16 protein-coding genes and 3 pseudogenes are annotated in these 23011 nt (G+C 57.5%); 9 read left to right on the top strand and 10 right to left on the bottom strand.

From position 1 onward, the window contains the following. Positions 1–161 precede the first annotated feature (161 nt). A pseudogene (locus tag ACNJYD_RS09215) lies at positions 162–344 on the top strand (IS3 family transposase); the annotation flags it as partial. Between the two features lie 11 nt (positions 345–355). Here the strand turns inward: ACNJYD_RS09215 and ACNJYD_RS09210 are convergent. The 4 genes from ACNJYD_RS09210 to ACNJYD_RS09195 all read right to left on the bottom strand — a co-directional run bounded on the left by ACNJYD_RS09210 (position 356) and on the right by ACNJYD_RS09195 (position 4616). After that, entirely contained in the window at positions 356–709 is a 354-nt protein-coding gene (locus tag ACNJYD_RS09210; RefSeq protein WP_439366081.1) for a hypothetical protein, read from the bottom strand. Between the two features lie 142 nt (positions 710–851). Next, entirely contained in the window at positions 852–1931 is a 1080-nt protein-coding gene (locus tag ACNJYD_RS09205; RefSeq protein ID WP_439366080.1) for a Gfo/Idh/MocA family protein, read from the bottom strand. A 629-nt stretch (positions 1932–2560) separates the two neighbouring features. Then, positions 2561–3376, bottom strand: coding sequence for a phosphoenolpyruvate hydrolase family protein (locus ACNJYD_RS09200; RefSeq protein ID WP_439367437.1), 816 nt, complete (start codon positions 3374–3376; stop codon positions 2561–2563). A gap of 31 nt (positions 3377–3407) precedes the next feature. Further along, the gene (locus ACNJYD_RS09195; protein WP_439366078.1) at positions 3408–4616 is read right to left on the bottom strand and encodes a Tm-1-like ATP-binding domain-containing protein; all 1209 of its coding nucleotides are present in this window, start codon (positions 4614–4616) and stop codon (positions 3408–3410) included. Between the two features lie 140 nt (positions 4617–4756). Between ACNJYD_RS09195 and ACNJYD_RS09190 the strand changes: the two genes are divergently transcribed. The 3 genes from ACNJYD_RS09190 (at position 4757) to ACNJYD_RS09180 (ending at position 7239) form a co-directional block, all read left to right on the top strand. Then, positions 4757–5365, top strand: coding sequence for a phosphoenolpyruvate hydrolase family protein (locus ACNJYD_RS09190; protein ID WP_439366077.1), 609 nt, complete (start codon positions 4757–4759; stop codon positions 5363–5365). A gap of 543 nt (positions 5366–5908) precedes the next feature. Next, positions 5909–6766 carry a sterol desaturase family protein gene (locus ACNJYD_RS09185; RefSeq protein WP_439366076.1) on the top strand — a complete coding sequence of 286 codons (858 nt, stop codon included), beginning with the start codon at positions 5909–5911 and terminating at the stop codon, positions 6764–6766. A 152-nt stretch (positions 6767–6918) separates the two neighbouring features. Continuing rightward, on the top strand, positions 6919–7239 hold the full coding sequence (locus ACNJYD_RS09180) for a MocE family 2Fe-2S type ferredoxin (RefSeq protein WP_439366075.1): 321 nt from the start codon (positions 6919–6921) through the stop codon (positions 7237–7239). A 908-nt stretch (positions 7240–8147) separates the two neighbouring features. Here ACNJYD_RS09180 and ACNJYD_RS09175 read toward each other — a convergent pair. The 6 genes from ACNJYD_RS09175 to ACNJYD_RS09150 all read right to left on the bottom strand — a co-directional run bounded on the left by ACNJYD_RS09175 (position 8148) and on the right by ACNJYD_RS09150 (position 17695). Continuing rightward, a complete protein-coding gene (locus ACNJYD_RS09175; protein ID WP_439366074.1) occupies positions 8148–9227 on the bottom strand; it encodes an NAD(P)-dependent oxidoreductase in 1080 nt (359 codons plus the stop codon). A gap of 523 nt (positions 9228–9750) precedes the next feature. Then, positions 9751–11568 (bottom strand): phosphoenolpyruvate hydrolase family protein, encoded by a 1818-nt coding sequence (locus ACNJYD_RS09170; RefSeq protein ID WP_439366073.1) that lies wholly within the window; start codon positions 11566–11568, stop codon positions 9751–9753. A gap of 1085 nt (positions 11569–12653) precedes the next feature. Then, positions 12654–13139 carry a cupin domain-containing protein gene (locus ACNJYD_RS09165; protein ID WP_439366072.1) on the bottom strand — a complete coding sequence of 162 codons (486 nt, stop codon included), beginning with the start codon at positions 13137–13139 and terminating at the stop codon, positions 12654–12656. 1690 nt (positions 13140–14829) lie between these two features. Next, a complete protein-coding gene (locus ACNJYD_RS09160) occupies positions 14830–16050 on the bottom strand; it encodes an NAD(P)/FAD-dependent oxidoreductase (RefSeq protein ID WP_439366071.1) in 1221 nt (406 codons plus the stop codon). 259 nt (positions 16051–16309) lie between these two features. Next, positions 16310–16504, bottom strand: a complete 195-nt coding sequence (locus ACNJYD_RS09155; protein ID WP_439366070.1) for a ferredoxin — start codon at positions 16502–16504, stop codon at positions 16310–16312. Between the two features lie 303 nt (positions 16505–16807). Next, a complete protein-coding gene (locus ACNJYD_RS09150; RefSeq protein ID WP_439366069.1) occupies positions 16808–17695 on the bottom strand; it encodes a cytochrome P450 in 888 nt (295 codons plus the stop codon). A 2199-nt stretch (positions 17696–19894) separates the two neighbouring features. On the opposite strand from ACNJYD_RS09150, the gene ACNJYD_RS09145 reads away from it, so the two are divergent. From ACNJYD_RS09145 to ACNJYD_RS09125, 5 genes and pseudogenes are all read left to right on the top strand, one after another. Continuing rightward, positions 19895–20416, top strand: a complete 522-nt coding sequence (locus ACNJYD_RS09145) for an aldehyde dehydrogenase family protein (RefSeq protein WP_439366068.1) — start codon at positions 19895–19897, stop codon at positions 20414–20416. Next, on the top strand, positions 20413–20640 hold the full coding sequence (locus ACNJYD_RS09140) for an aldehyde dehydrogenase family protein (protein ID WP_439366067.1): 228 nt from the start codon (positions 20413–20415) through the stop codon (positions 20638–20640). Before ACNJYD_RS09145 ends, ACNJYD_RS09140 begins: the two co-directional genes overlap by 4 nt. Next, complete coding sequence (locus ACNJYD_RS09135; protein WP_439367436.1) at positions 20588–20746, top strand: aldehyde dehydrogenase family protein; 159 nt, start codon at positions 20588–20590, stop codon at positions 20744–20746. Before ACNJYD_RS09140 ends, ACNJYD_RS09135 begins: the two co-directional genes overlap by 53 nt. A gap of 301 nt (positions 20747–21047) precedes the next feature. Then, positions 21048–21338, top strand: a pseudogene (locus ACNJYD_RS09130) (IS66 family transposase); the annotation flags it as partial. A gap of 8 nt (positions 21339–21346) precedes the next feature. After that, positions 21347–22441, top strand: a pseudogene (locus ACNJYD_RS09125) (IS3 family transposase). Positions 22442–23011 lie beyond the last annotated feature (570 nt).

The raw sequence follows: 23011 nt of genomic DNA, 5'->3' as shown, positions 1-23011 counted from the left end.
GTTTTCACAAGAATGTTGTACCAAAAGCATGCGCATGATTTCGCCAAATTTTTCGCAGCGAAGCAGATTTCGCGCAGTGACTGCGCTATACCGCAGCAATACTGCATTCCTATCTTCAAGCCTCTAGGCGTGAGTTCGGTAGCCGTGACTGAGCGTGCAATGCCATGGAGAGCTCCTTCTCCTCGCTCAAAACCAAACGGACCGACGGCGAAACCCACAGGACCAGAGACGAGGCGCGAGCCAATGTGTTCGACGCCATCGAACGATTTTACAATGGGTCCCGGCACTCGGCCGTCCGTTGTCTCAGCCGGGTTGAGTTCGAGCGCAAGCTAGGACTAGCTTAGCCTGGTGTCCATCAAACTACGGCGTGCTCGACCATCCAACGCCAGAACTGCTCGCTGGTGTCACTGGCTGCTCTGGTCGGAGTGGTGCAACGGGCGTCCGACTTCGCCCCTTTGTATGAGGCAGGCGTATTCTCGTGGTGCCTTAAGGAATGGCGACCAGGTGCCAGAGTGCCGTTGAAAACCTGGATGCGAAAGTCCTCGCTGCTGTTGTCAGTTTCTGGAAACCCTTCCGAACCATTTTCGAAGCCCGGAGGAATCATCCACACGTCGCCAGATTCCAAATTGAAGTCTTGCCGCATACCATCGTGATCAACCCAGTAACCCTTGCCTCTCCTGAGAGAATTAGCCAATTTCTTCATAATCATGGAAGTGCTTCTCGCATGTCGGTAGCTCGAAACCTCCCCGCATCAGCCCCTTGTGCAGCGCCATTCGCTCAGTCTCCTTTGATTTAATTCGGGGTGGCAGCGGCATTTGGGCCTTCGGCCGGGCCCCCAACCCACGGTGATATTAGGCGCGAGCGCCCACTCGAAACGATTGGAGGAATTCCTGTACTTTGACAGGATGGCCGCTCCGTGCACTTTCGATGGCGGAGAACACGATCGCCGCAGACCGCAGGTTGTCCTCTACGTTTGTAGCCATCGGCGGGCCGCCGTCGAGCCAGCGGCAAAATTGCTCGATCAAGAGTGAATTCTGCCACTTTTTTCCGGAGAGCAGGGACACCTGCTGTCCCTTCCCTTGTCGGCTCTGTTGATAAATCCGGTTCGGATCCCGGTGGAATACCTCTACCTCGCGATGGTCGAGGATAGCCGTCCCGGATGCCGCTTCCACCCGAAAATACTCGAAGGACCAGTCGTTCAGCCCCGTGGATTGTGCTGCAGAGCCTTCATACACTCCATGCACGCCGTTGGCGAATTCTATCAATGCTATGACATCAGTGTCGCCCTTGTACTCCGCCCATTCCGGCTTCCAACTACGGGCGAAAATTGACGTGCAGGGCGCTCCCGCCAGATCGGCCAGGATATCGAGGTGATGCACCGCGCCCTCGATCAGCGTAGGGTAGGCCATTTCGTGACGGAAACGCCTCCAGGAATCGTGCATCCGGTAGTCACTCGCGTGTCGACACGATACCGTATTGATACGTCCGAGGGCGTCCCCACTTACGAGCTCCCTCAGCGTCGACTTGTCTTGATCGAACCGGTGACTCATGGTTACTCCCATTTTACGGCTGGCAGCTTTCACTTTATCCGCAATACGAACGGAAGCCTCAATGGTATTGGCGATCGGTTTCTCCGACAGGATATCTATTCCCCGATCGAGAGCCAAGTCGACGATGGACTCGTGCAGCGGGGGCGGAATCACGATCGTGCAGAAGTCGGCCTCTACGCTCTGGAAAGCCTCTTGTGCTGAGGTGAAGCACCGCTCCGGTTTTAAGCCGAGGTGACGCCGGCCCTTCTCCAGCGCTTTGTGATCGATATCCACCACGCCAACTATATCGATAGTCCCGTCAGCTATGTTCGCCGGCAGGAATGTGTCACACCAGCGCTCTCCAAAGCCGCCGGCTCCAATATGAAGGACTTTGTAGGTCATGAATGTTTCGTTTCCTTCAGATCTGTCGAGTCAGACTCAAACCCACTAGGCGCGAACGTCGGCAGGTCCGTGCTTGTGCTCCCAAAGGTGCTCAAATTGCTTTTTGGGCTTCGAGACTGGTCTCGAAATAGACCCTCTTAACCTCGGCCCGAAGTTGAGGAAAATCGCCGTGGCGCCGCAGCGGGATGGCAACGCAGTCACCCATCTCGACCTCGAAACTCCGCCATCCGACAACGATGTCTGCCCCTTCTATGATCACCCAGTACTCATCGCACTCGCGAGAAATCGAAGTTGGTCCACTTGGGATAGCTAACCGGGTCTCCCTTGCACCGAGCTGGGGTGCTCGGACTGACATGCCGCAACCGCCCAACTCAGCGCCCCGCTTCCCGGAAAAGATGAGGGCTTGCGCGGTTCGGTCGCCCACGTCCGCCCTAAGCGGACCATCGGCCTCTTCGAGCTCGCAGAACTGGCGTTAACTATGCGCCCCTACTCCGCTCGCAAATCGGCAAGATTCGGTCGGAGCTGCTCGGTGAACTCGGACAAATCGACCTCCGCGAATCCGTGACTTCGCAGGAACTCGGTGGCTGTGGTTGTTGTGTACTTGATATAGCGTGCCTCTCGATCTGAAATCAGGCTGTTTGGCGGCGGATTGCCTTGAAGGCGGCCGTCTGCAACTTGATTGCCTCCTCAGTAGGCAATCGCTCCATGCTGCTTGCTCCGTAGAACCCGTGGGAGCCCGGGCAGGCACTGAGAATGAAGCGAGCATCTTCCGGATTGGCAATCGGACCGCCATGGCAAAGAATGATGATGTCGTCGCGAATCGCTCGCGCTGCCTCTATGCACTGTCCAATCAGAACGACGCAATGATCCAACGACTTGCCCGAACGAGCACCGATCGCGCCACCCGTAGTTAGTCCCATGTGGCACACGAGAATATCCGCCCCCGCTTTCGTCATTGCTGCCGCATCTTCTGGACTGAAAACGTAGGGAGTGGTCAACAAGTCGAGTTTATTCGCCTCGGCAATCATATGGACTTCCTCCGCATAGCTCATTCCGGTCTCTTCGAGGTTTTGGCGGAATATTCCATCGATCAGACCGACGGTAGGGAAGTTCTGCACGCCGGAGAACCCGATCTCCTTCAGTTCGCGCAAGAAGCTCGGAACGACAATGAACGGATCCGTGCCGTTGACGCCGGCAAGAACTGGAGTGCGCCTTACAATCGGCAGGACTTCGCGCGCCATGTCGACGACGGTCTGATTGGCGTTTCCGTACGCGAGAAGGCCGGCGAGCGAACCACGGCCGGCCATGCGATAGCGGCCCGAATTGTATATAACGATGAGATCGATACCACCAGCTTCTTCGCTCTTGGCGGATAGGCCGGTGCCGGCTCCGCCGCCTATGATCGGCTCTCCGGCCCTGATCTTATTTTGAAAACGATCAATCAGCTCAGAACGAGTGGGACGTTCGAAGTAAGTATCAGCAGTCACGAACGACCTCCTGGAAGTTTGCAACAAGCAGCTCCGCAAATAGCGGATCGTTTATGTGGAGAGAGACCCGCGTAATGCGTCTTTTGTCGGTCCTACGCACTGTGCGCTCAAGCGCCGAAAATAGCGCAGCATCGGCTTCAGGATCATAGAAGGGCTGACCTGGTGCATCGATCGCCGAGACACCCAGTTCTGGAATCAGGAAGCGCACTGGCCCAGCACAGAGATTGAGTCGCTCCCCGATCCATTCGCCGATGCTGTTGCACTCGTCTGGTGTTGTCCTCATCAGTGTGACCTGCGGATTGTGGACGTGCAGCTGGCGATCACGAAACTTGCCAGGAACGGTCTCCCTTGCTCCGAAGTTGACCATATCGAGAGCGCCACAGGAGCCAACATAGGGCAAAGCAGTTCTAGCGAACGCACCGAAGCGGTCAGAAGTGCAGGGGAAGACTCCACCCACCAGGTAGTCGCATATCTCGGTAGTGGTCACGTCAATTCCGCCAGCCAGGAGCCCAGAGTCGGCGAGCTTCTCGAACGATTGCCCTCCAGTTCCCGTGGCGTGAAACACTAGACAGTCAAAGGATTTGTCCAGCGCTCGGGTCACAGCCTGAACACATGGAGTTGTGACACCAAACATCGTAAGGCCGATTGCCGGCCTGTCGTCACACGCAAGGCCGACCTTGTTGAGCACCATGCCGGCAATGGAGTGGCCCGCATTGGCGAGGACCACCCGAGAAATTCGGTTTAGGCCGGATACGTCGGTTACCGAATACATCATGCTGATGTCGGTGGGTCCTACATAAGGGGCGACATTCCCAGAGGCGACCGTCGAAACGAGTACCTTCGGGGTGCCAATCGGAAGAGCGCGCATAGCTGGGGATATTAGGGCAGTCCCACCAGAGCCGCCAGCACCGATAATGCCGTCCACCTCATGTCGCGATCGGATGAACCCCACGAGCGCCTCGGACATGGCAGCAACAGCCTTGCCGCGGTCCCTGAGTTCTTCGTACTTCGGCAGATTCGGATGGAAGCGCGCCACCTCAGCCGGATGGACGTCGACATCATCGATCTTAGTTTGGAGGTCAGACACTGAAGCATCGACGAGAACGACGCGGCAACCTGCATCTCGAATACAGTCGCGGAGATACCGCAGTTCGCTGCCTTTGGTGTCGCAGGTGCCGACCACATAGACTGTTTTCATTGGCTCTCCCCCACGCACTGCACTCGGCAGTATGTCCGCAAAAGCTACATGCCATGTCCGACAAAGCAATTGGCGCAGGCTGCCGACTTGGGTAGAATTGAGTAAATGACCTCATTGAGTAAATGACCTCGCAGAACGCAATGCAGCTCTTTTCAACTCTTCAACCGGTCAACGTCGTGACTAATCTGGTCGCCGGCCCTGACGAGTTCGCTGACCTCGTCACTGTTTACTGCCCTTCTTGTGAACGGCTCGGCTGCAGTTCCTTCGATAGTCTCGTTCTGCTTCCGATTCACGACGCGAATGGGCGTCTGCTTGCGGAAGTAAGGAATGGAATTACCCCCCGGCCACGCTTCTTTGCGGGGGTGTTCGCGCTTGATCCTTTCCGCCGCCACTCAGACATCCTGAAGGCTCTCGAGATTGTCGGCTGCCCAGGCATCGTTAACTTCCCGAGCGTCACTGGGATTGACGGCGAAATGCGTGCAAGCCTCGAGGACTTCGGGTTTGGGGTGAAGACCGAGATCGAATTATTGCGTAGGGCGGTCGCCCACGGGTTCAGCGCGCTCGCCTTGGTTGACGGTTTCGCTATGGCACAAGAAGCTGTCGCTGTTGGCGTAAGCGGACTAGTCGCTGCGCGGCACACGAAAGAGAGCGTGCTTGTAGACCTGCCCGAGCTTGCACGGGAAACGGCACTGGGGCTGTTCCGACTTCCTGACGCCGTTGGAGGGATTGAACAAGTTCTCGGCTCGTGATCCGGCCTTGTAGTATGGGACCAATATGTAATCGCACTCAGGTTGGGCGTCCAGCCGGATTTGCTCGCCTGGTCGAGCGCCTATCCGGATGCCAGGATTTGACCGCCACGACCAACCATGCCGAAGTGCTATGGACGGCAGTTCTGAGCAAACATCGAGCGGCACGTCCCGGGCGTTGGGGTAGCCATTGAAATCCGTCAAAAAAAACAGCGTCAGACGCAGGATTAAAGCGTCAAGAGCAGATCCCTGCAATAAACCACATTTAGGGAGTGCTACCTTCAACGCTGTCTTATGCTGGCGGATGGACCCACCACAAGTCTGAGTCTGGTGGCGGCGCGCTAGGGCGAACAACGTCCTTCGGAGTTAGTATTAGCGCTACCGATGACGTTCGCTCATAGAAATGGAGAGTAATGTGGACGACACTCTATGCGGCACACGTGACAAACGGGGAAACTGGGCGCCCAATACGAGGGCAACGCGCGCTCCGATCTTCGTCTGGCCGGTGCGGCCGAAAGCAATCCTGCGCTGGCTGCCGGGTTATTTGTGGCCACGGGCGCGATCTACTTTGCGACCGCTCTCGTCTCTTGGTATCTGACACCCTCGCTTGAAACGATGCGAGACTTTAGCCTCGGGTGGATTTCGCTCATTCTTTTGCGGAATGCTGCGCTTACACTGCTGTTCTATGGCAGCCTCCACACCTTGCTGTACATTCAGAAGCGCCAGCAGACAAGCTTCAAGTACAATGCTAAGTGGCCTGATACGAACAATTCAGCACTCATGTTTGGAAGCCAGAACGCCGAGAACGTGTTCCGGACAATGTGCAGCGGCGTGCCTGTTTGGACGGCGTACGAAGTGCTCACTTGGTGGATGTTTGCCAACGGCTACATGCCCTACATCGATTTCCTGCAACAGCCGGTCTATTTCATAGTGCTGACGTTGCTGGTGCCGATGTGGTATGATCTGCATTTCTATGTGACCCATCGCCTGATCCATATGGGCCCGCTATACCGCATTATTCACGAGGTTCACCACCGCAACGTCAATCCGGCTCCATGGTCCGGCCTATCGATGCATCCGTTTCAGCACATCATCTACTTCTCCGGTGTACTTATCTTTTTCCTTCTACCCCCGAGCCCGGTGCATGCAGTATTTTACCTTGTGCGTTCGGCGCTGGCGCCGGCGGGCGGTCACTCCGGGTTCGATCGGATCATTACGAGTGACGATAAATGCTTCAAAAACGGTCACTACTATCATTACCTCCACCACAAATACTTTGAGGTGAACTACGGCTCGGAGTGGATCCCGCTGGACGAGTGGTTCGGTACTTCGCATGATGGTTCGCCGGGAGCCGACGAAGCTGTGTGCAAGCGAATTAAGGCTAAGAAGTACGCTCGCGGGTAGTGCATGCCGAATTGTGTATGGGCCGCCCATCCAGCACGAGGCCTTCCACAGGGCCAACCGCATTCTGCCTAGGCGAACTCAAGCCTTCGTAGCCAGCGGTCTCAGTGTTAACTCTGGCCTCTATCGACAATCGAGATCAGAGGAAAGCCAAATTGACTTCCGAGGGAAATTGGGTGGTGGCCTGCGCCGCCGATGCATTGGAGCCAGAAGCGGCGCTCAGGTTCGACCACGGAGGGCGCACATTTGTTATTGCTCGCTCCCCCGAGGGCGACTATTTCGCGATTGACGGCCACTGCTCCCACGAGAAGGTCCATCTAGCGGACGGAATTGTCGACGGCTATATCATCGAATGCCCTAAGCACTTCGGAGCCTTCGACTACCGAACCGGCGAGGCACGCGCCCTGCCCGCATGTATCGACTTGCGCGCCTACGAGGTCAAGGTCAAGGGCGACACCGTCTTCATCAAGATCTAGCTGGACCAGCCCGGGAGCTTTTCATATGTCCACGCACCGCCTGATCGTACCGCAGTGATTTTGGCATGGAGCGGCGCCATGGCTGGCACGGGGCCCTCGGCGATCGAGGGCACGCGCCTCCCACAGAAGATCAATGAGGTGAAAAGGCGATCGATCTCGCCCCGCAACTCGGCGCTTTGCATCTAATCGTGCAAACCCAACGTCTGGCCACGCCATATTGGGATTCTCATACATTACTGAGGGCTGGATCAAGATGGCCGGCATCACGTGGCTGACTTTGGCCACGAAGTTCGGATCGGTCGAGAGCTTGAACGTCTCCATCCGGTGCGGCTGAAGTCAAGACCCATCAGATGCGCTGCAGCGTCGACACTGGCAGGCTGCTGGCCTTCTCGCGGGAACTCCAATGCGTCGCGTTCTCGGGGCAACCAACGTCTTCATGATCACAGCTTCGATGCGAGCATAGTCAGTCGTGCGGGGCGCCCCGTACCGGGCTCGTCGGGCCGCCATTCCACAAAACGCCGCCGCCACTTGCCGACCGTGCCCGTGTTCTGACCACCTTCCGCGCAGGTAAGCACGATGCGGGCTCTTAGAGCCAGTGCCTGGCGGTCTTCCGCCGCGTGGTCAGCGACGTCGATTCGGCACGCTCTTCATCGCTCAACGTCAGGGCGCAAGTTGCTCGACCGCTATAAGAGACCCCATCTACGTTTGCGTCCGTCCTTCAGCGACACGAATCTATTGCGTGTCTATGATTGCAAACTTGTGACTCGGGACATTAGGTATCCGCTTAACAAGGGCGAGTGATGAGATGGAGCAGGAAGTGACCACCCTGCGAGAGTAGGAGATGGCCCGGCTAGTCGAGAACGACAAAGTCCATCTGGGTTAGGTGATGGGCACACCCGCCATCGGCATCAGTTTGGCTCCTGCTGTTCTACCCTTCCGGATTGATCGATCCCGATGTACAGTGTTGCGTCAATTGGTGTAGCCTCAAAGCGTAGCTTACCGCCCTCGATGACTGCGAGCGCATCGCTGCATGCATCGGTAAAGCAGCGCTCGTGGCAATAGACTGCTCCTCCTGCAATGTGCGGCGTTGTCAACACGTTCGGATGGAACCGATAGGGTGCGTCGGGCGGGAGTGGCTCGGTCGAGAAGACATCAATTGCTGCGCGCAATTTTCGTGTGTTGACTGCCTCCCACAGTGCAGGCTCGTCAACTACCGCCATGCGGCTCACCAGCACGAAGATGCCACCCACCGGCAAAGCGTCGAAAACTGCTTTGTTCACTTGACGCAGCGAAGATTTGAGCGGCGGAATACCTACGACGAAGATCTCAGAGGCAGCGGCCAGCTCAACGAGCGACGACGTATATGCGAGTCCGATTTTTTGCGCGGCGGCTTTGTCGAGCATTGGATCATACACCGCAGTCGGGCACCCGAACCCACTGAGCAGCTCGTGATACCGGCGGTTGATGCTGCCGTAGCCGGCTAATCCTACCTTCTTTCCCGCGAGGTCGCCATAGATATAGCCGAAGCTATCCCAAGGACGCCTCCAGCCACCAGCACGCATCAAGGCTATCGCGGCGGGAACATCGCGTAGGAGATTTAAGGTTTGGGTAAGTGCGAATTCGGCCACGCTAGGTGTCATAGAACGCGAGCTGTCGATCAAACGGATATTGCGGCGCTGCAGCGCCTCAATCGAAACGAAGCTGGTGAAGCGGTTATCGAAGGTGCCTGCTATAGCGCGCAGCTTGGGCGCAAGATCGAGCAATTCTTCACTCATGAACATATTCGGTGTCATCCATGGCCCGACCAGTAACAGATCAGTTTTCGGCAGCTTGGCGCGCAACTCCTCTTGCCAGGCCGGACTGTCGAGCATGATGGTCGCGGTTGAGCCCTTGCTCTCGAGTAAGGTCTTGCCACGCTTAACCCAATCTTCGCGCAGCGCGTCAGAGAAGATGATGGATAGGAGCTCCGGATGTACCGCCTTTGACATAATTTCCTCTTTTCTGTGTACCGCATTGGTGGTGTTAATATCGAACCTCCCTTCGCCTGAACATGGCACGCGAGCTGGTCCTTGGGTAAAAACGTGTAGTGCTTAGCCCTCGCCCTATTGGTAGTCATCTAAAGCGGGATGAACTTAGGTTGAATCGATTCGGGAGCCCCAACGATCGCGGTCGAGTAGCTCGGCCATTCGGCTTTGCCCTCACAGATCCGTGCGGGCGGCTTTCCCGCCCGCGGCTCTTCCCGAGGGTAACACGCGTCATATCCGCGCCTGCGCCCATGTGCGAGTGATGCGTGGAGTTGGCAGTCGGAAATGTGCCGTCAGGGGTTTCGAACTCCGGCTAGCTCACGCGCCAACTTTTTGACTACGTCGTTCTGCGCTCCGCAGGAGCCAAGCTCTTCTGCCCAAATACTCTCCAGATCTGAATCGCATCGAACGGGCCTTTGCCAAGCTGAAACAGTTGCTCTAAAAAGCGACCGCCCCACTGGACGATAAACACCGCTAGAAGGCTCGATCATTTAGGTCCAAGCAGACTGTAGGCTTTCATTTTGGTGTATAGGGTCTTGCGCGATATACCGAGATATCGCGCAGATTCCCCGCGACGGAAACGATGTCGCTCCAAAGCGTCGAGAATCCATTTACGTTCGTCTTCCGGGTGCGACGGTTGTGCGATTGAGCCCCCCAAGGGAGGCAGATGCTCGGCCTGAATCCAATCGCGTTCGCAATTCATGGCACCAGTCTCCAGCACGGAGCGCAACTCACGAATGTTTCCGGGCCATTCATATCTCATGAGAGTGCGGTAAGCTGAGTGGTCAACTAATAGCTTGCGACTGCGACGATCCTTTCGGAGGCCTTGGAGAAAGTGTTCTGCGAGAAGTGGCAGGTCTTCAAGGCGGTCTCGCAGATTCGGAAGGAAGACGTGTGCAGGGGACAAAAGGGACGCTAGCGACGGCTTCAACAGCCCACTAGCGGTCAATGTTGAGAGCGGCCTCGTCGCAGTCAGGATTAAGCGGCCCTCGAACCGACCCTTCTCGTTATCGCCCAATCGCCGATAGACCCCCGTTTCAATGAGTTCTACCAACCGCTCTTGGGTCTCGACGCACAGCCGGTCGACATTCTCGATGAGTAGGGTCGCTTTAGGGTAGTATTGTAGCAGTCCAACTACTTTTTTGCGGCCGTCACAGGGGGCGCAGCCGAAGAGCGACACTTTCATTTGATCTGCACAGCTCTGACGAACCAGCGCGCTGTCAGAACGTCTAGCGACTTCGTGAAGCCCTCGCACCAGAAGCTTTTTGCCGGTTCCGCTTTCCCCAGTGATTAGGACTGGTAGAGCAGAGGCCGCAAGTTTCTCGATTCGATGCTTGATCAGCTGGATCGATGGTGATCTGCCAACTATGGAATATTCGCGCTGCACGGGCTCTAGCTGCCGTTCCAGTTTATCCATCCGCCTTTGCAAGGTGGCTACGGACTTGAATGCGGATGTCACCTGCTCCATCGAGGATTCGACAGGGAGCCGGTCAATTGTCGAACCACCGATATAACCGTCTGCTTTCGAGTTTGCCGAAACGTCGTACATTTGTTCGGGATTGACGATGGGGCCGCCCTCCAGGACGCAGAGTACATTCGGCGAAATGGCCCGTATCTGACGGAAGACGATCTTTGCATACTCAGCTGCTTGGGTCAGGCTAAGCCGGGTGCGGCTCCCGAGCGCTCCTCCGACGTTCCAACCAAGATTGAGATTGATGATGTCCACACCGGCTTGCGCAGCCTGTTGGGCTTCTGCAACTGTTCGAACGTAGGCGAGAGTCGACATGTCCCTCCGCTGAGCGGCGCGCAGCATCTCGAGCTCGCGACGGAATCCTAGCCCTGCCGCCTCGATGTCGGCCCGAAAACAACCGTCAAGAAAGATGGAGGAAGGGAAGTTTACGATGCCACCGAAGCCCGCATGCTCGATTCTCTCGACTTCAGCTTCAATTGAACGCCGTGGATCGCAAGCACTTGCACCAAAGAAAACCGGGATTTTGGTGAATGGCAAGATTTCGGACTTGGCAAATTCCATGACGAAGTCATTGCTGTGGCTTAGTGCGAGCAGGGAAAAGATCGACGGCGCGCCCATGCTACGTAAACGGCCGGCGTTCAGCGCGAGGATGAAGTCTGCGCCGCCCCTAGATGCCGCCTGGGCGGCCAACCCAGTGCCGATGGCGGCGCCCACCAGAGTGCTGTTAGGCTTGCCGAGAGTAGCTTTTAGTGTGGCTACTATCTCTGATCGGGCATGCACGGCAGCGCACCGCGTAGAAGGTGGTCGTCCTGAATGAAGGATCACATCAACCATTTAGCTGACTCCTAAACCAACCGTGGTGCACTTAAGCGCCCTGTCGGAATGATCGCGGGAATTCCTGCAATTTTGGAGGGGCTGACCGACCCGTGCACTTTACATCGCGGAGAACACCACCGCACTCATTGAAGATTATCGTCAACGTTTGTAGTCATTGCCGGACCGCCATCCAGCGATCGGCAGAATTATTCGATCAACAAAGAATTGTTGCCAGTATCTGCCGGTGAGAAGGGACACCTGCCGCCCTTTCACTGGCCGGCTCTTCTGACAAACTCGCTTTGGCTCCCCACGGAAAACTTCAACCTTGCGATGAAATGATATAGCCGACCCGGATGCCGCTTCCACCGGAAAATATTCGAACATCCTGTCATTGAGCCCGCTGGATTTGGCCGCGCACCCTTCACAGAAAGGGTGTGCGCAGTGGCAAAATCCATCAACGCTATGACGTCTGTGTCGCGATTGTATTCCGCCCATTCCGCTTCCCAGCGAAACAACAATCGAGGTGCTCCGCACTCCCGCTAGATCCGCAATGATGTCGAGGTGATGGTCTTCGTGATCGATCAGGGTAGGATAAGCTATTTTCGTGACGGAAATGCCCCAAGAGTGGAAAATCCGATAGTCGCTCGCGTGCCGGCACGATACCCTGTTAATACGTCGAAAGGCATTCCTAGTGACGAGCATTCTGAATGATGATTTGTCTTGGTTGAAACGATGGCTCATCGTCACTCCCATTTACGGCCCGCCGCATTCACTTTGTCTGTGATGCGAACGAAAGTTCGATGGTATCGCCGATTGGCATCTTCGACAGGATACCATGAGACTGTACGCGCCGACTTCTGTACGATCGTGATGTCGCCTGCGCTGCACGAGTCCACCGTCCGATTTGACCCTTGCTCGGGGCACAAGCCAAGGTGCCCGGCCCCTTTTCCAGAGCTTCAGAAGTGATATTCACAACCTAATCACCTCGATATTGTGCCCTACGTCGCCGCAGGAACGTGTCGCAGCAGCGCTTTACGAACCCGCAGGCTCCAATATGCAGGACCTTAGGTTATGAAGCGTTCCTTCAGATCGGGAAACCGGAATCATACACGGTCGGCGCGAACGTCGGCCGGTCCGTGCTTGTGCTCCCAGAGATGTCCAAACCGCTTCTTGCCTTCAAGAGTGGTCTCGAAATAGGCAGCCTTTAGTTCGTTCTTAATTTGAGGAAGATCGTGATGATGCCCCATGCCGATGGCAACACAATCACCCGCCTCAACCTCGAAACTGTGCGATCCGACAACGACTGTGCCTCCTCCTTCAATGATCACCCAGTATTCGTCGCAGTCGTGAAAGTGTGAGTCGAAGTTGGTCGACTTGGGATAGCTAACCGGGTCTCCCTTTGACGCAATTGGGGTGCTCGGAATTGCGTTGAAAACGCCGCATCCGCCCAACTCAGTGCCCCACCTGCCGGAAAAGATAAGGACTTGCGCCGTGCGATCGCCGGCATCCGCAGTAAAGGGACCATTCGCATCATCGAGTTCGCAGAACTGGCCTTCACTGAGCACTTGCGCTCCCTTCTCGCTCGCCACCCGACACAATCCACGCGTCACGAGTAGACGCTGCTTCTTAGCAGGGACTGCTATCGGCCGGGGTTGTCCTGCGACTTCGACCAACTCGAACCCCGTGACTTCGCACCAACGCGGGGGCTGCTCCCCACTTCTGAAAACTGACATCTTGTTCCTTTCTTTGTACAATCAGATTGCTTGACGACGAATTGGACCTGAAGCTGAGTGCCTGAGCCTCAATTGCTCCTTCGGCGCGTAGGCGCTCCATGCTGCCTGCGCGGTAGAAGCCGTGGCACCTAGCAGGTTTCGCGGGATTGGAAACTCATCGAACGCGCGTTGCAGATCAGACACTGAAGCATCAACGAGAACGGCGCGACAGTCGGCACCGCTCTACCGCTCTTGGTATCGCACGTACCACCTACATAGACGGTGTTCATTGTCTCTGTCACACCCACCGGCAGTCCTCCTCGTCAGCAAAACTAGGCACGTCGATACGCTGCCGCGCCAGGCCCGAGCGTAACGACTTTTCAGTTTTAATTGATGCATCAGGAGGGTGTTGGCGCCTTAATCCTGCGTTTGCCGCCCGTCTTCGCCAACATTTCAGCCGGCCCATTCAGGGGCGTATGTAAAAGCGCTCTCCAGGACGTAGACCGAGCGTTTAAAAAACGCTGGATCAAGCCGGCCCCCTTCCGCGCTAACGCGGCATCACTCGCCAGACTGTGGTCTGCCTACCACATTTGAAGCACGACCTTATGCTCGCGCCCAAGTAGCTCGATTGGCTTATTCAAACTGCGCTTGAGAGCGTCTCCGCCAATTGAAACGAAAACGTATTCGGCCGCCATATTGTCACACAGCGGAAACGATCTTACGTAGTGCGCCTGTCGGTTGATCGAGGAAAGCTGCAATCTCTGAAGATCGGGCTGTGATAGCCCGGGGAGGGCGAGACGCACCTCGCGATCATGCCCGAAAACCGGCCGAGCATTCGCTGAGAGCGATGCCAAGTGGCCGCACCTTGCGGCAATCCATGCGAATGGCAACGCCACAGACAGTCCCGTCCGCCTGCAAGGTCTCATCAACCAGACGGCCCCTCGCGTGTACGCCGCGGACCTTCGGCCCCAAAAGACCTTGCCTTCGCTAGGTGCCGAGACCTGAGGTCACATCCTCAGAGTGGCGACCAAACTACTCAACCGGCCACCGCCGGAGGGATACTTACGCCAAGCCAGGTCTCGGTCGCGGCGCAATGGCCCTGTCGAGTCATCCGTTGCAGATGTGTGTCCGATGCTGTTCAACGCTCTGAACGTTCGCCTAATCCCTAGCACGTCAGGAGCTTCGCAGCAGCCCATGTATACACACGGGTTCGGTCTCGAAGTCGATTTTATTATCATTCCGTTCTCCCAAATTACCCGGACCGGCCGAACCGGCGACGACCGGGCTCCGCCTTCTGTCGATGACAACGTCAGAGCGCGGCCATACAGCGCATGAGGCGGCCGGCTGGTGCCGCCAACTGCGCTTTTTTCGACAGCAATCCTTAGCTGTCATCGCTTTCGGTAAGCCTCGATGCTGCGGGTCCCAGTGATTGCCTGCTCGTCGTCCTTTCGGCGCAGGCTGTCAACGACAATTCGATTGAATACGTCCTTGCGCAGCCGTTTCGTTGCATCTGGCGGACGGGCGGAACGCTATAAGGACAAGTCCGCGCTGCCCGCCAATTTGCATCCTAGGCTAGCGCTCTCTTGAGCTCGAAGCTCTCGTCCGCGGCTCTTTCCGGAGGGAGTGAACGGTTCATTCGGAGCAGGCGGCGGCCGTACATGTGGTCCGATGCGCGGTTGACCGACTCGATACCTACAAGCTTGCCGGCCGTGTAGCAAAACACTGAGAATGCCTTTCGCGTGCGTGCGCCACGTAGAACAACCTGGTCATAACCCGTTATCAATCCTGCAATCTGCAACTTACTATCTCCTTGATCGCTCCAGAACCAAGGCTGTCCGTCATAAGGCTTTCTGTCGCCGACCAGTCGCGCCGCCACGCAGCGCGCGTGATCCATGGCGTTCTGCACGGATTCCAAGCGAAGTGACCCACCGAAGCGCAAGCTGGCGAAACGCGCGCAATCGCCGATGGCCGAAATATTTGGATCGGCGGTTAACAGGTACTCATCGACGACGACGCCTGATGCAACCGGCAGACCAGCTTCTGCTGCGAGCTCAACCCTGGGCATAACACCGACGCCGACGACAACCAAATCGGCCGCCAAATGCCGATTGTCGCTTAGCGAGACGCCCGTAACCTCCCCCCGATCAGCCTCAATGCCGGTGGCGTGCACACCGAGATGAATGCGGATGCCAGCCTCGCGGTGCCGTGCCTGGAAGTAGTCAGACACTTCAGCCGTCACGGTGCGCGCCATGACTCGCGGCGCGAGCTCGATCACGTCGACCTCCAAACCTTTGGCGCGTGCGACGCTGGCGAACTCAAGCCCGATGAATCCGGCACCGATAACCACCACGCGCTTTTTGGACGGAAGAATCCTGCGCAAGGCCTCGCTTTCTTCGAAGATGCGCAGATATCTTACATCGGGCAGATCGGCGTTCGGAAGGTCGACCAGACTATTGCGCGCGCCCGTTGCCAGCACTACGTGGCCGTAGTCGAGCGATTCGCCGGACGCAAGCAACAGCTTTAGGCGCTGTCGATCGATGGCGACAACACGGCTTTGGATAAGGTCTATGCTCTCTTCGCGATAGAAACTAGCTGGCCGGAACAGGAGGCTATCCGGGCCTACGGAGCCATTGACGTAAGCTTTCGAGAGCGGCGGCCGCTGGTATGGCGGATGCGTTTCGCCATTGACAAGACAAACGGGTCCCTTGAATCCGAACTGGCGTAAGTATGCGCCGACGTGGAATCCCGCATGGCCCGCGCCGACGATAATCACCGGCCCGTCCGTCATCGGAATAGCCGCAGGAGCCCACCACGGGAGCTACTCATGCTGTCTTCTCTCCACTGAATTTCGCCTGCTGCCGACGCCGCGCTCGCGAGCGCAGCAAGCTCCTGCGTATCCGAAAGCCTTAAACCCGAAAGGTTCGCAGCCAACGAAGAAAGCGATTTCTGGAATGCCGTCTTTGCACCTACCGGCTTATTAACGTGTTAGCCAGAGCCTCAACCGGCGTCCGACCAAACGGGGGCACAAAGCATTTCACGCCTGCTGTTCACTCGATAATTCGAATCGCAACAGCCGGGCACAGCGCCGCCGCAAGCCGAACCTTCTCATGCAAATGGGCGCGTGGCGATTCAGTGAGCAGTACAACAACACCGTCCTCATCGCGCTGGTCGAACACCTCCGATGTGGCGAGCACGTATTGCCCACCCCCTACGCACTTTTCCTTGTCAACTTCGATCCGCATGCGCAAACTCCTTCCATTTTCTCGGTCAAGTCCAACGACTCGGCCGCGCGGCCGGCCGGCCACATTCACGCGCGGTTCGCCGGTTCTTACATCTAAGGTTTGTCACGGAGCGACAATGCTCCTGTTGGGCACAACGCGACCGCTTACGAGCGGCCTCCAGCTCCGCCCCCTTTTACAGCGCCTTCGGCGAGCAGCAGTACTCGACCATCCTTGTCCTGCTCGAACAGGTGCGGAGCTGTGAGCGCACACATGCCCGCCCCTACACATCGGCCCCGGTCCGCAATGACTCTTGTCACGATCGCGTCACCAAGTAACGGGAAGCCTGCCGGGCGCGTAAATGTCCCGATCTGTATGCCAAGGTATATCTTCGGCTGGCACGGCAAGTCTGAGACTTGGAAAACGCTGCGCGAGCCGGAAGAGCGCGATTTGTAGCTCCAGTCGCGCGAAGTGTTGGCCGAGACATTGGTGAATGCCAAAGCTGAACGTGAGATGCCTCCCAGCTTCATGTCGCGCTAAATCCAGCCGGTCAGGCTCGGCGAATACCGCAGGATCGCGATTCGCTGCTGAGAAAGAGATCGCCACAGCTTCGAAGGCCTTGATGACGGTGCCACCGAGCTCCACATTTTCCAGAGCCATCCGGACACTAAGCTGGGCAGCGATCGCGAAGCGCAGCAGCTCCTCAACAATTGCGCCGATCGAATCCGGCTCCGTCCTGAGCACGTTCCACCGCTCTCGCTCTTTCAGGAGCATATAGACTGAGAAAGCCACACTCCTGGCGATAGCCGCGTGAGCTGCCTGCAACAGGGTGACGGCAGTAGCCACGAGCTCCTCATCGGTCAACTTACCGCAGCGGACCAACTCGCTGAATATATCATCGGACGGCTGCGTTCGCTTCCGGGCGAATACACTCCTCATAAACGCGCGAAACTCTTCGTTCGTCTCTAGAATATTCTCGGAATTGGCGTCCTTATTTAGCGCGAGCCCCGTAAGCCGTTCGAAAATATCACGCTCACTTTCTAGTATGCCGAACATTTCGCAAGCCATTAACGACGGCACTTGACGCGAGAAGACTTTGACCAAGTCAACGGGCGGCTGTAGCCGCTCCATCGCATCCAGACGGTTGGCGACGATCCGCTCGATGGTTGCGCGATGCTCGGCGGCTTGTCGGACGGCGAAATAGCCCGCAAGCAACGACGAATCCGAGTATGCTCGGGCGCGTCCTTAAGGAAAAATGGTAAGTTGGTTAGGGGGCACTCACGGAGCGTTCGGAGAACTTCCGGATCCCGGAACGCGTCCGCGAGCCGGCCATCGCTCCGATAGCGCTCGACGAGCGCACGAAGGGCATCCGGAAACACTGGATCATGAGAAATTGCATAGTAGGCCTGGGATGAACCTCCGACCGGGGCCACACTTGCGCCCCTAGCCGCGTGAAGCGATGATCACTCAGCACTGCGCGTGCAAGTTCCTGATTCGTCACTAGCCAGCCAGCGCGACCGTCGGGAAACCGAAACCGGCTAAGCGATTGCGTTTCGCGTAGCTTGTTGAGCTCGCTCGAGGGATCAAGCCACTCGCGCTCTGCCGGAAGGCGAACCGGTTCGGAGCGCCTCGCATCAGACGGCGGCGGAGTAGTCATCATCAAAAACCCACCATTCTCCCCGCGATACGCGCTGATACGCCACCGCCGAGCTTGTCAAAGCCTATCAAAGATCGGCGCGTGATTTCACGAAATCGGCGACATCAGGGAAGATTTGCTGTAGGCGCCGGCGACATTGCGCAGAAATGCTGCATGACTCCCTGGTTTGGCTGCCTCGTTGCAAGTCTCCTTCAGCGCTCATTAGGCTGGTTTGATTGTCAGACGATGCTCCCCACTCCTTACTGTCCGCTGAGCGATAAATCGAGAGGGCCGTTATCAATAGATCGGCTGCCCGGCATCGCCGCGGCGCGGGGAAGAAGCAAGTGGCCTCGCATGTCCGTGAAATCGGAAAGCCAAAGCCGGCCGGACTCGTGAGCTCGCCGAAATGGACCTTCTGCTCCGCGCGTCGAGAGGGCGCCACGCGAATCTGCTGTCTCAGCGAGCGGCCGGTGCCATGTCCCCCTCGGGTTTTCCCCTGTACGAATCCGCATCACGCTGCCGATTGCGACCGAGATCTCATCATATTCTGTCGTAGGGTCCAGCAACAGGAAGCGACTTACTGACGGTTAGACGAATAAGGCTGCATTCAGATGCATAACCGGCCGCTAGACTCGCTTATGCGCATAGATGGCAGGATACTCAGGTGCGGCCTCGTGCAGCGTCGAAGATCTCGGCGACGATCGCGGCGGTGCCGCGTTTCTGCAACAGTAGCGCCGGATCCGCTTGAGGCGGCCTGCGGTGCGGATAGACGCTTTCGCCGGAGGCAGGGCCATCGGTTGCTCTCTCTGAGCCTCAGTTAAAGTCTCCTCTGAACCACAACGCTCCGCGGATGTTCCCGCCGATATCGTCAAGTAACGAAGGGGCGTGCCGGGAAGCTGCATCCACTTACTTCTTGTTGGAAGAAAATATGCGAAAGCAGCGCGAGGATCACTGCTAAGCCACGCAACAAAGGGGTTGTACGGGCATCATCGGAGCCGGTTGGCCAGAGACCGCAACCACCGGGGTGCGCCCTTGATGGGAGCTGTCGCGAAGGGCCGGCGCCCCAGCGCACGGCAAGACCTGCATCTGGGCGAATGGAGGCTCAGCTAGTGGAGAGCGGGCGCAATGAGCAGCACAAAGCGTAGGTCAACGGCACGAATTGTCCTGGAGCCTCAAAGCACTCTTAGGCGTTTTCCTTCCCGGACTGGTCCGCTCCATAGAGAGCGGCCATCGTTTCTAAGAAACTATGAGCCTAAGCGGACACAACTGAATCTGGAGAATGCAACTGCTATTCAGCACGGTGGCGCCGCGCAAACTTTCAACCAACTTGAGAGGACAGCATGGTTAACCGCATGCAATGTTACATTGATGGCGCGTGGGCTGATCCCGACGTTGTGGAAAACGATGCGAATGATCGTCCGGCGACCGCAGAGGAGACGAGATTGCGCTCGGCTCAAAACCGGACGTCGACAAAGGCGCTCATCGCAGCCGCGCGCGCTTGATAGCTTTTCTCGGACAACGCGCGAGCAGCGCATTCCATTTCGGACGAGATAGGGGCCCCGCTAGCAATGGCGAAGCAGAAGCAGGCTGGCTCCGCCATTGCCCACTTGGCTACCACGCTTGACGTGGCTCAAGAACTACTCTTTCGAGGAGCAGATCGACAGTACAAACGTGGTTCGCGAGCCGATTGGCGTGGTCAGGAATGGTCACGCCGTGGAATTGGCCAATAAACCAAATAACGTGTAAAGTAGCGCCGGCGCTCGCTGCAGCGCTGTACAATGATTCTCAAGCCGTCGGAGTTCGCTCCTACTTGTGCACTGATATTTGCGGAGATCCTTACACGAGGCTGGCGTGCGAACGGTGTATTCAACCTGATCAACGGTTTGGGACCTGAAGTGGGCGCCGCCATGAGCGAGCATCCAGACATCGATATGATCTCGTTCATCGGATCACACGTGCGGGGATCGACGTCGCGAGGCGGGCCGCTTATACGATCAAGCGCGTTGGAAGAACTTGTGGGCAAATCCCCGTGCATTGTTCTTGAGGGCGCCGATTATGAAAAGGCCGTCAGCAAATGCATCGCGACGCTTTTCCAAAACTCCGGCCAATCTTGTGGCGCACCATCGCGCCTCATGGTACCGAAATCTAGAATGGCGGAAATCGCGAGGATCGCGAAAGCTATAGGGGAGAGGTACAGTGTTGGTCAGCGCGGCGGGCATCCATATGGGCCCCGTCGTACACCGCAGCCAAGGGCTTCTACGTTCGCCCCACCATCTTTGCGGATGTCACAAACGAAATGACTATCGCACGCGAGGAGATCTTCGGGCCGGTGCTTGCGATCGTTGGTGCCGCGGACGAGGACGACGCGGTCCGCATTGCTAACGATACACCATACGGCCTCGCCGGGTGCGTATTCTCAGGCTCAACAGAACGCGCGCGAAGCGTTGCCCGCCTAATTCTGAGCTGGCACCATATATCTACCTGCTGGCTCACTCGACAGCTCCGCCCCCTTCGAGGGCTATAAACAATCCGGTAACGGTCGTGAATGGGGGCGCTTCGGTCTCGAAGACTATCTGGAAGTTAAGTCGGTTGCTGGGTCTGTTGAGCTGAACAAAACGTACGCCCATTAACGGCCGCCTGCTTGACGGAGGCGAGCGCTGCAGGTCTAGGGGTAGTCCTAGGAGAAGCGCTATGACGATTTCGCGGGGAGAGGGATCACATCGCTCGAGCGGCGGAGTCGGTGGTCGCCGAGACGAGAAGGAACGGCAAGTTGCGGAATCGCTCGGGCCCGGAGCCACTGTTTCCGAGGTGGCTCGCCAGCTGTTCAGGTGGCGCAAAGAGTTTTGCAAGCAGGGTCAGACGAGTATAGCTCGGCTCGTGCCGGTCGAGATTGGACGGTCTGTGCCGCGGCGGGATCTGACCGAAGCGCCGCTGCCGATTGCGCCTGCGTTTTGCTTTCCCCATGCGTGGCGAGGCTTGTTCGAGCTGGCTGACATCGAGAAAAATGCTCGGGAAGGTAAGAAGGGCAAACCGGTCTCTCCGATCGCGCTGCAGGCGGTCAGACGCGCCTGGATGCATTCTTCGAGGAGCGTGCCATGAACGGCAGCGGCGCCGAGGAGCGGCGCGTCGTGCGCCAGGAAAGTGCAAGCCGCTTATCGAGGACATGCACGCCTGGTTGCTGCGTTAGCGCGGAACCTTTCGCGCTGCTCTGAGGTCCTGAAGCTGAGCCGATGAAGGCCTCAAGATTTTCGGACGCCCAGAAGGGGTTCATCTTGAATCACGGCGATGACGGGGTTGCGTGGCGGAGATCTGCCGCAAGGCGGGGATCAGCCAGCCGTCCTATTTCAACTGGAGGAGGAAGTATGACGGTCTGCTGGCGACCGAGATGCGACGGTTGAAGCAGCTGAGGAGGAGAACGCCAAGCTGCGAAAGCTGGTGGCGGACCTGTCGCTCGACAAGGAGATGCTGCGGGACGTGATCCGCCGAAAACTATGAAGCCCGGCCGGAACCGCAAGCTGGCCGACCAAATGTGCCGTGAGTGGCAGGTGTCGATCCGTCGGGATTGTGACGCTCTCGAGTTCGACCGGTCAGCCTACCATTACAGGTCACCTCGCTCCAGCCAGGCTGCTCTTGAAGATCGGATCAGGGGCGATCTGCCACGTTCGCTACGGCTATCACCGTGTCCACGTCTTGCTGCGCTGCGTGGGATGGCGCCACGGCCAGAACAAGACCCGTCCCATCTATCGCAAATTGGGCCTGCAGTTGCGCAACAAAACGCCGAAGCGTCGGGTTAAGGCCAAGTTGCGCGACGACCGCAAGCCGGCGACGCGGTCGAACGAGACCTGGGCGATGGATTTTGTCCACGATCAATTGGCGACGGGGCATAAGCTGCGCGTGCTCACGATCGTCGATATCTTCTCCCGCTTCTCACCGGTGCTGCAGCCACGGTTCACGTTCCGCGGCAGCGACGTCGTGGCGATCCTGGAAAGGGCCTGCAAGGAAGTGGGATTCCCGGCAACGATCCGCGTCGAGCAAGGCAGCGAGTTCGTGTCGCGCGATCTGGACCTATGGGCCTACCAACGCGGTGTCACGCTGGACTTCTCCAGGCCCGGCAAGCCAACCGACAACGCGTTCATCGTAGCCTTCAACGGCCGCTTCCGGGCCGAATGCCTCAACACTCACTCGTTTCTCAGCTTTGCGGACGCCCAACAAAGAGTGAAGACTTGGCGCAGATCATGCAGCGAAGAACGGCCCATCGCGCGATCGGCAACAGACCGCCGATTTTGCTGCGAAACCACGTCGGCGCATCTAGCCCGCTAACGTGATCAAGGCGAAAAACTCTAGTTCTGGATCGTCCAAAGTTCGGCCTCGCTGCACAATACGCTGCTGACGGCACCGAGGTGACGTTACTCTCGATGATTCAAGCGAGGCGGGACATTCGGGTCTTCCGAAGGCGAAGGTCACACGTGCGAATCGTGTCGGTCGCCAATTCCCCAGGCTCGGTGAACAGCAAAGCCCAAGTCGGGCCGCGCGCATCCTCATCGCCAGCCCGCGGCTGCTCTGTATACTGCAAACAGTGCTGAGACTTGTCCGATGGCAGCGTGGCCGTGCGGATCGCCGCGTCAGTGAGCCTCAAGTAGTTCGTCGTCACTCCAGCGCTGAGGCCTTTATCGCTCGCTTCCATCGTCCCTGGCCTCTCTCCTTGCCCCCGTTACACGTTGCCTACAAGCCGGCTCCATGTTCCCACCCGTATTGTGCCCGGAGGGAAAATTCACGGAGGGGCACAGCCGGGGCATACAAGATATGGGATGTTCAGCCATGGCCGATTCCGTTGAAAAAGCCGGCAGTACTCCGTTGTAACGGTTGGGCCGGCGAAGAGATCGAGGTGGGCCATA

The sequence above is a fragment of the Bradyrhizobium sp. SPXBL-02 genome, from assembly GCF_051853065.1.
Lineage (GTDB): Bacteria > Pseudomonadota > Alphaproteobacteria > Rhizobiales > Xanthobacteraceae > Bradyrhizobium.
The sequence above is the reverse complement of the archived record's forward strand: the minus strand, read 5'-3'. Positions and strand labels throughout refer to the sequence as shown.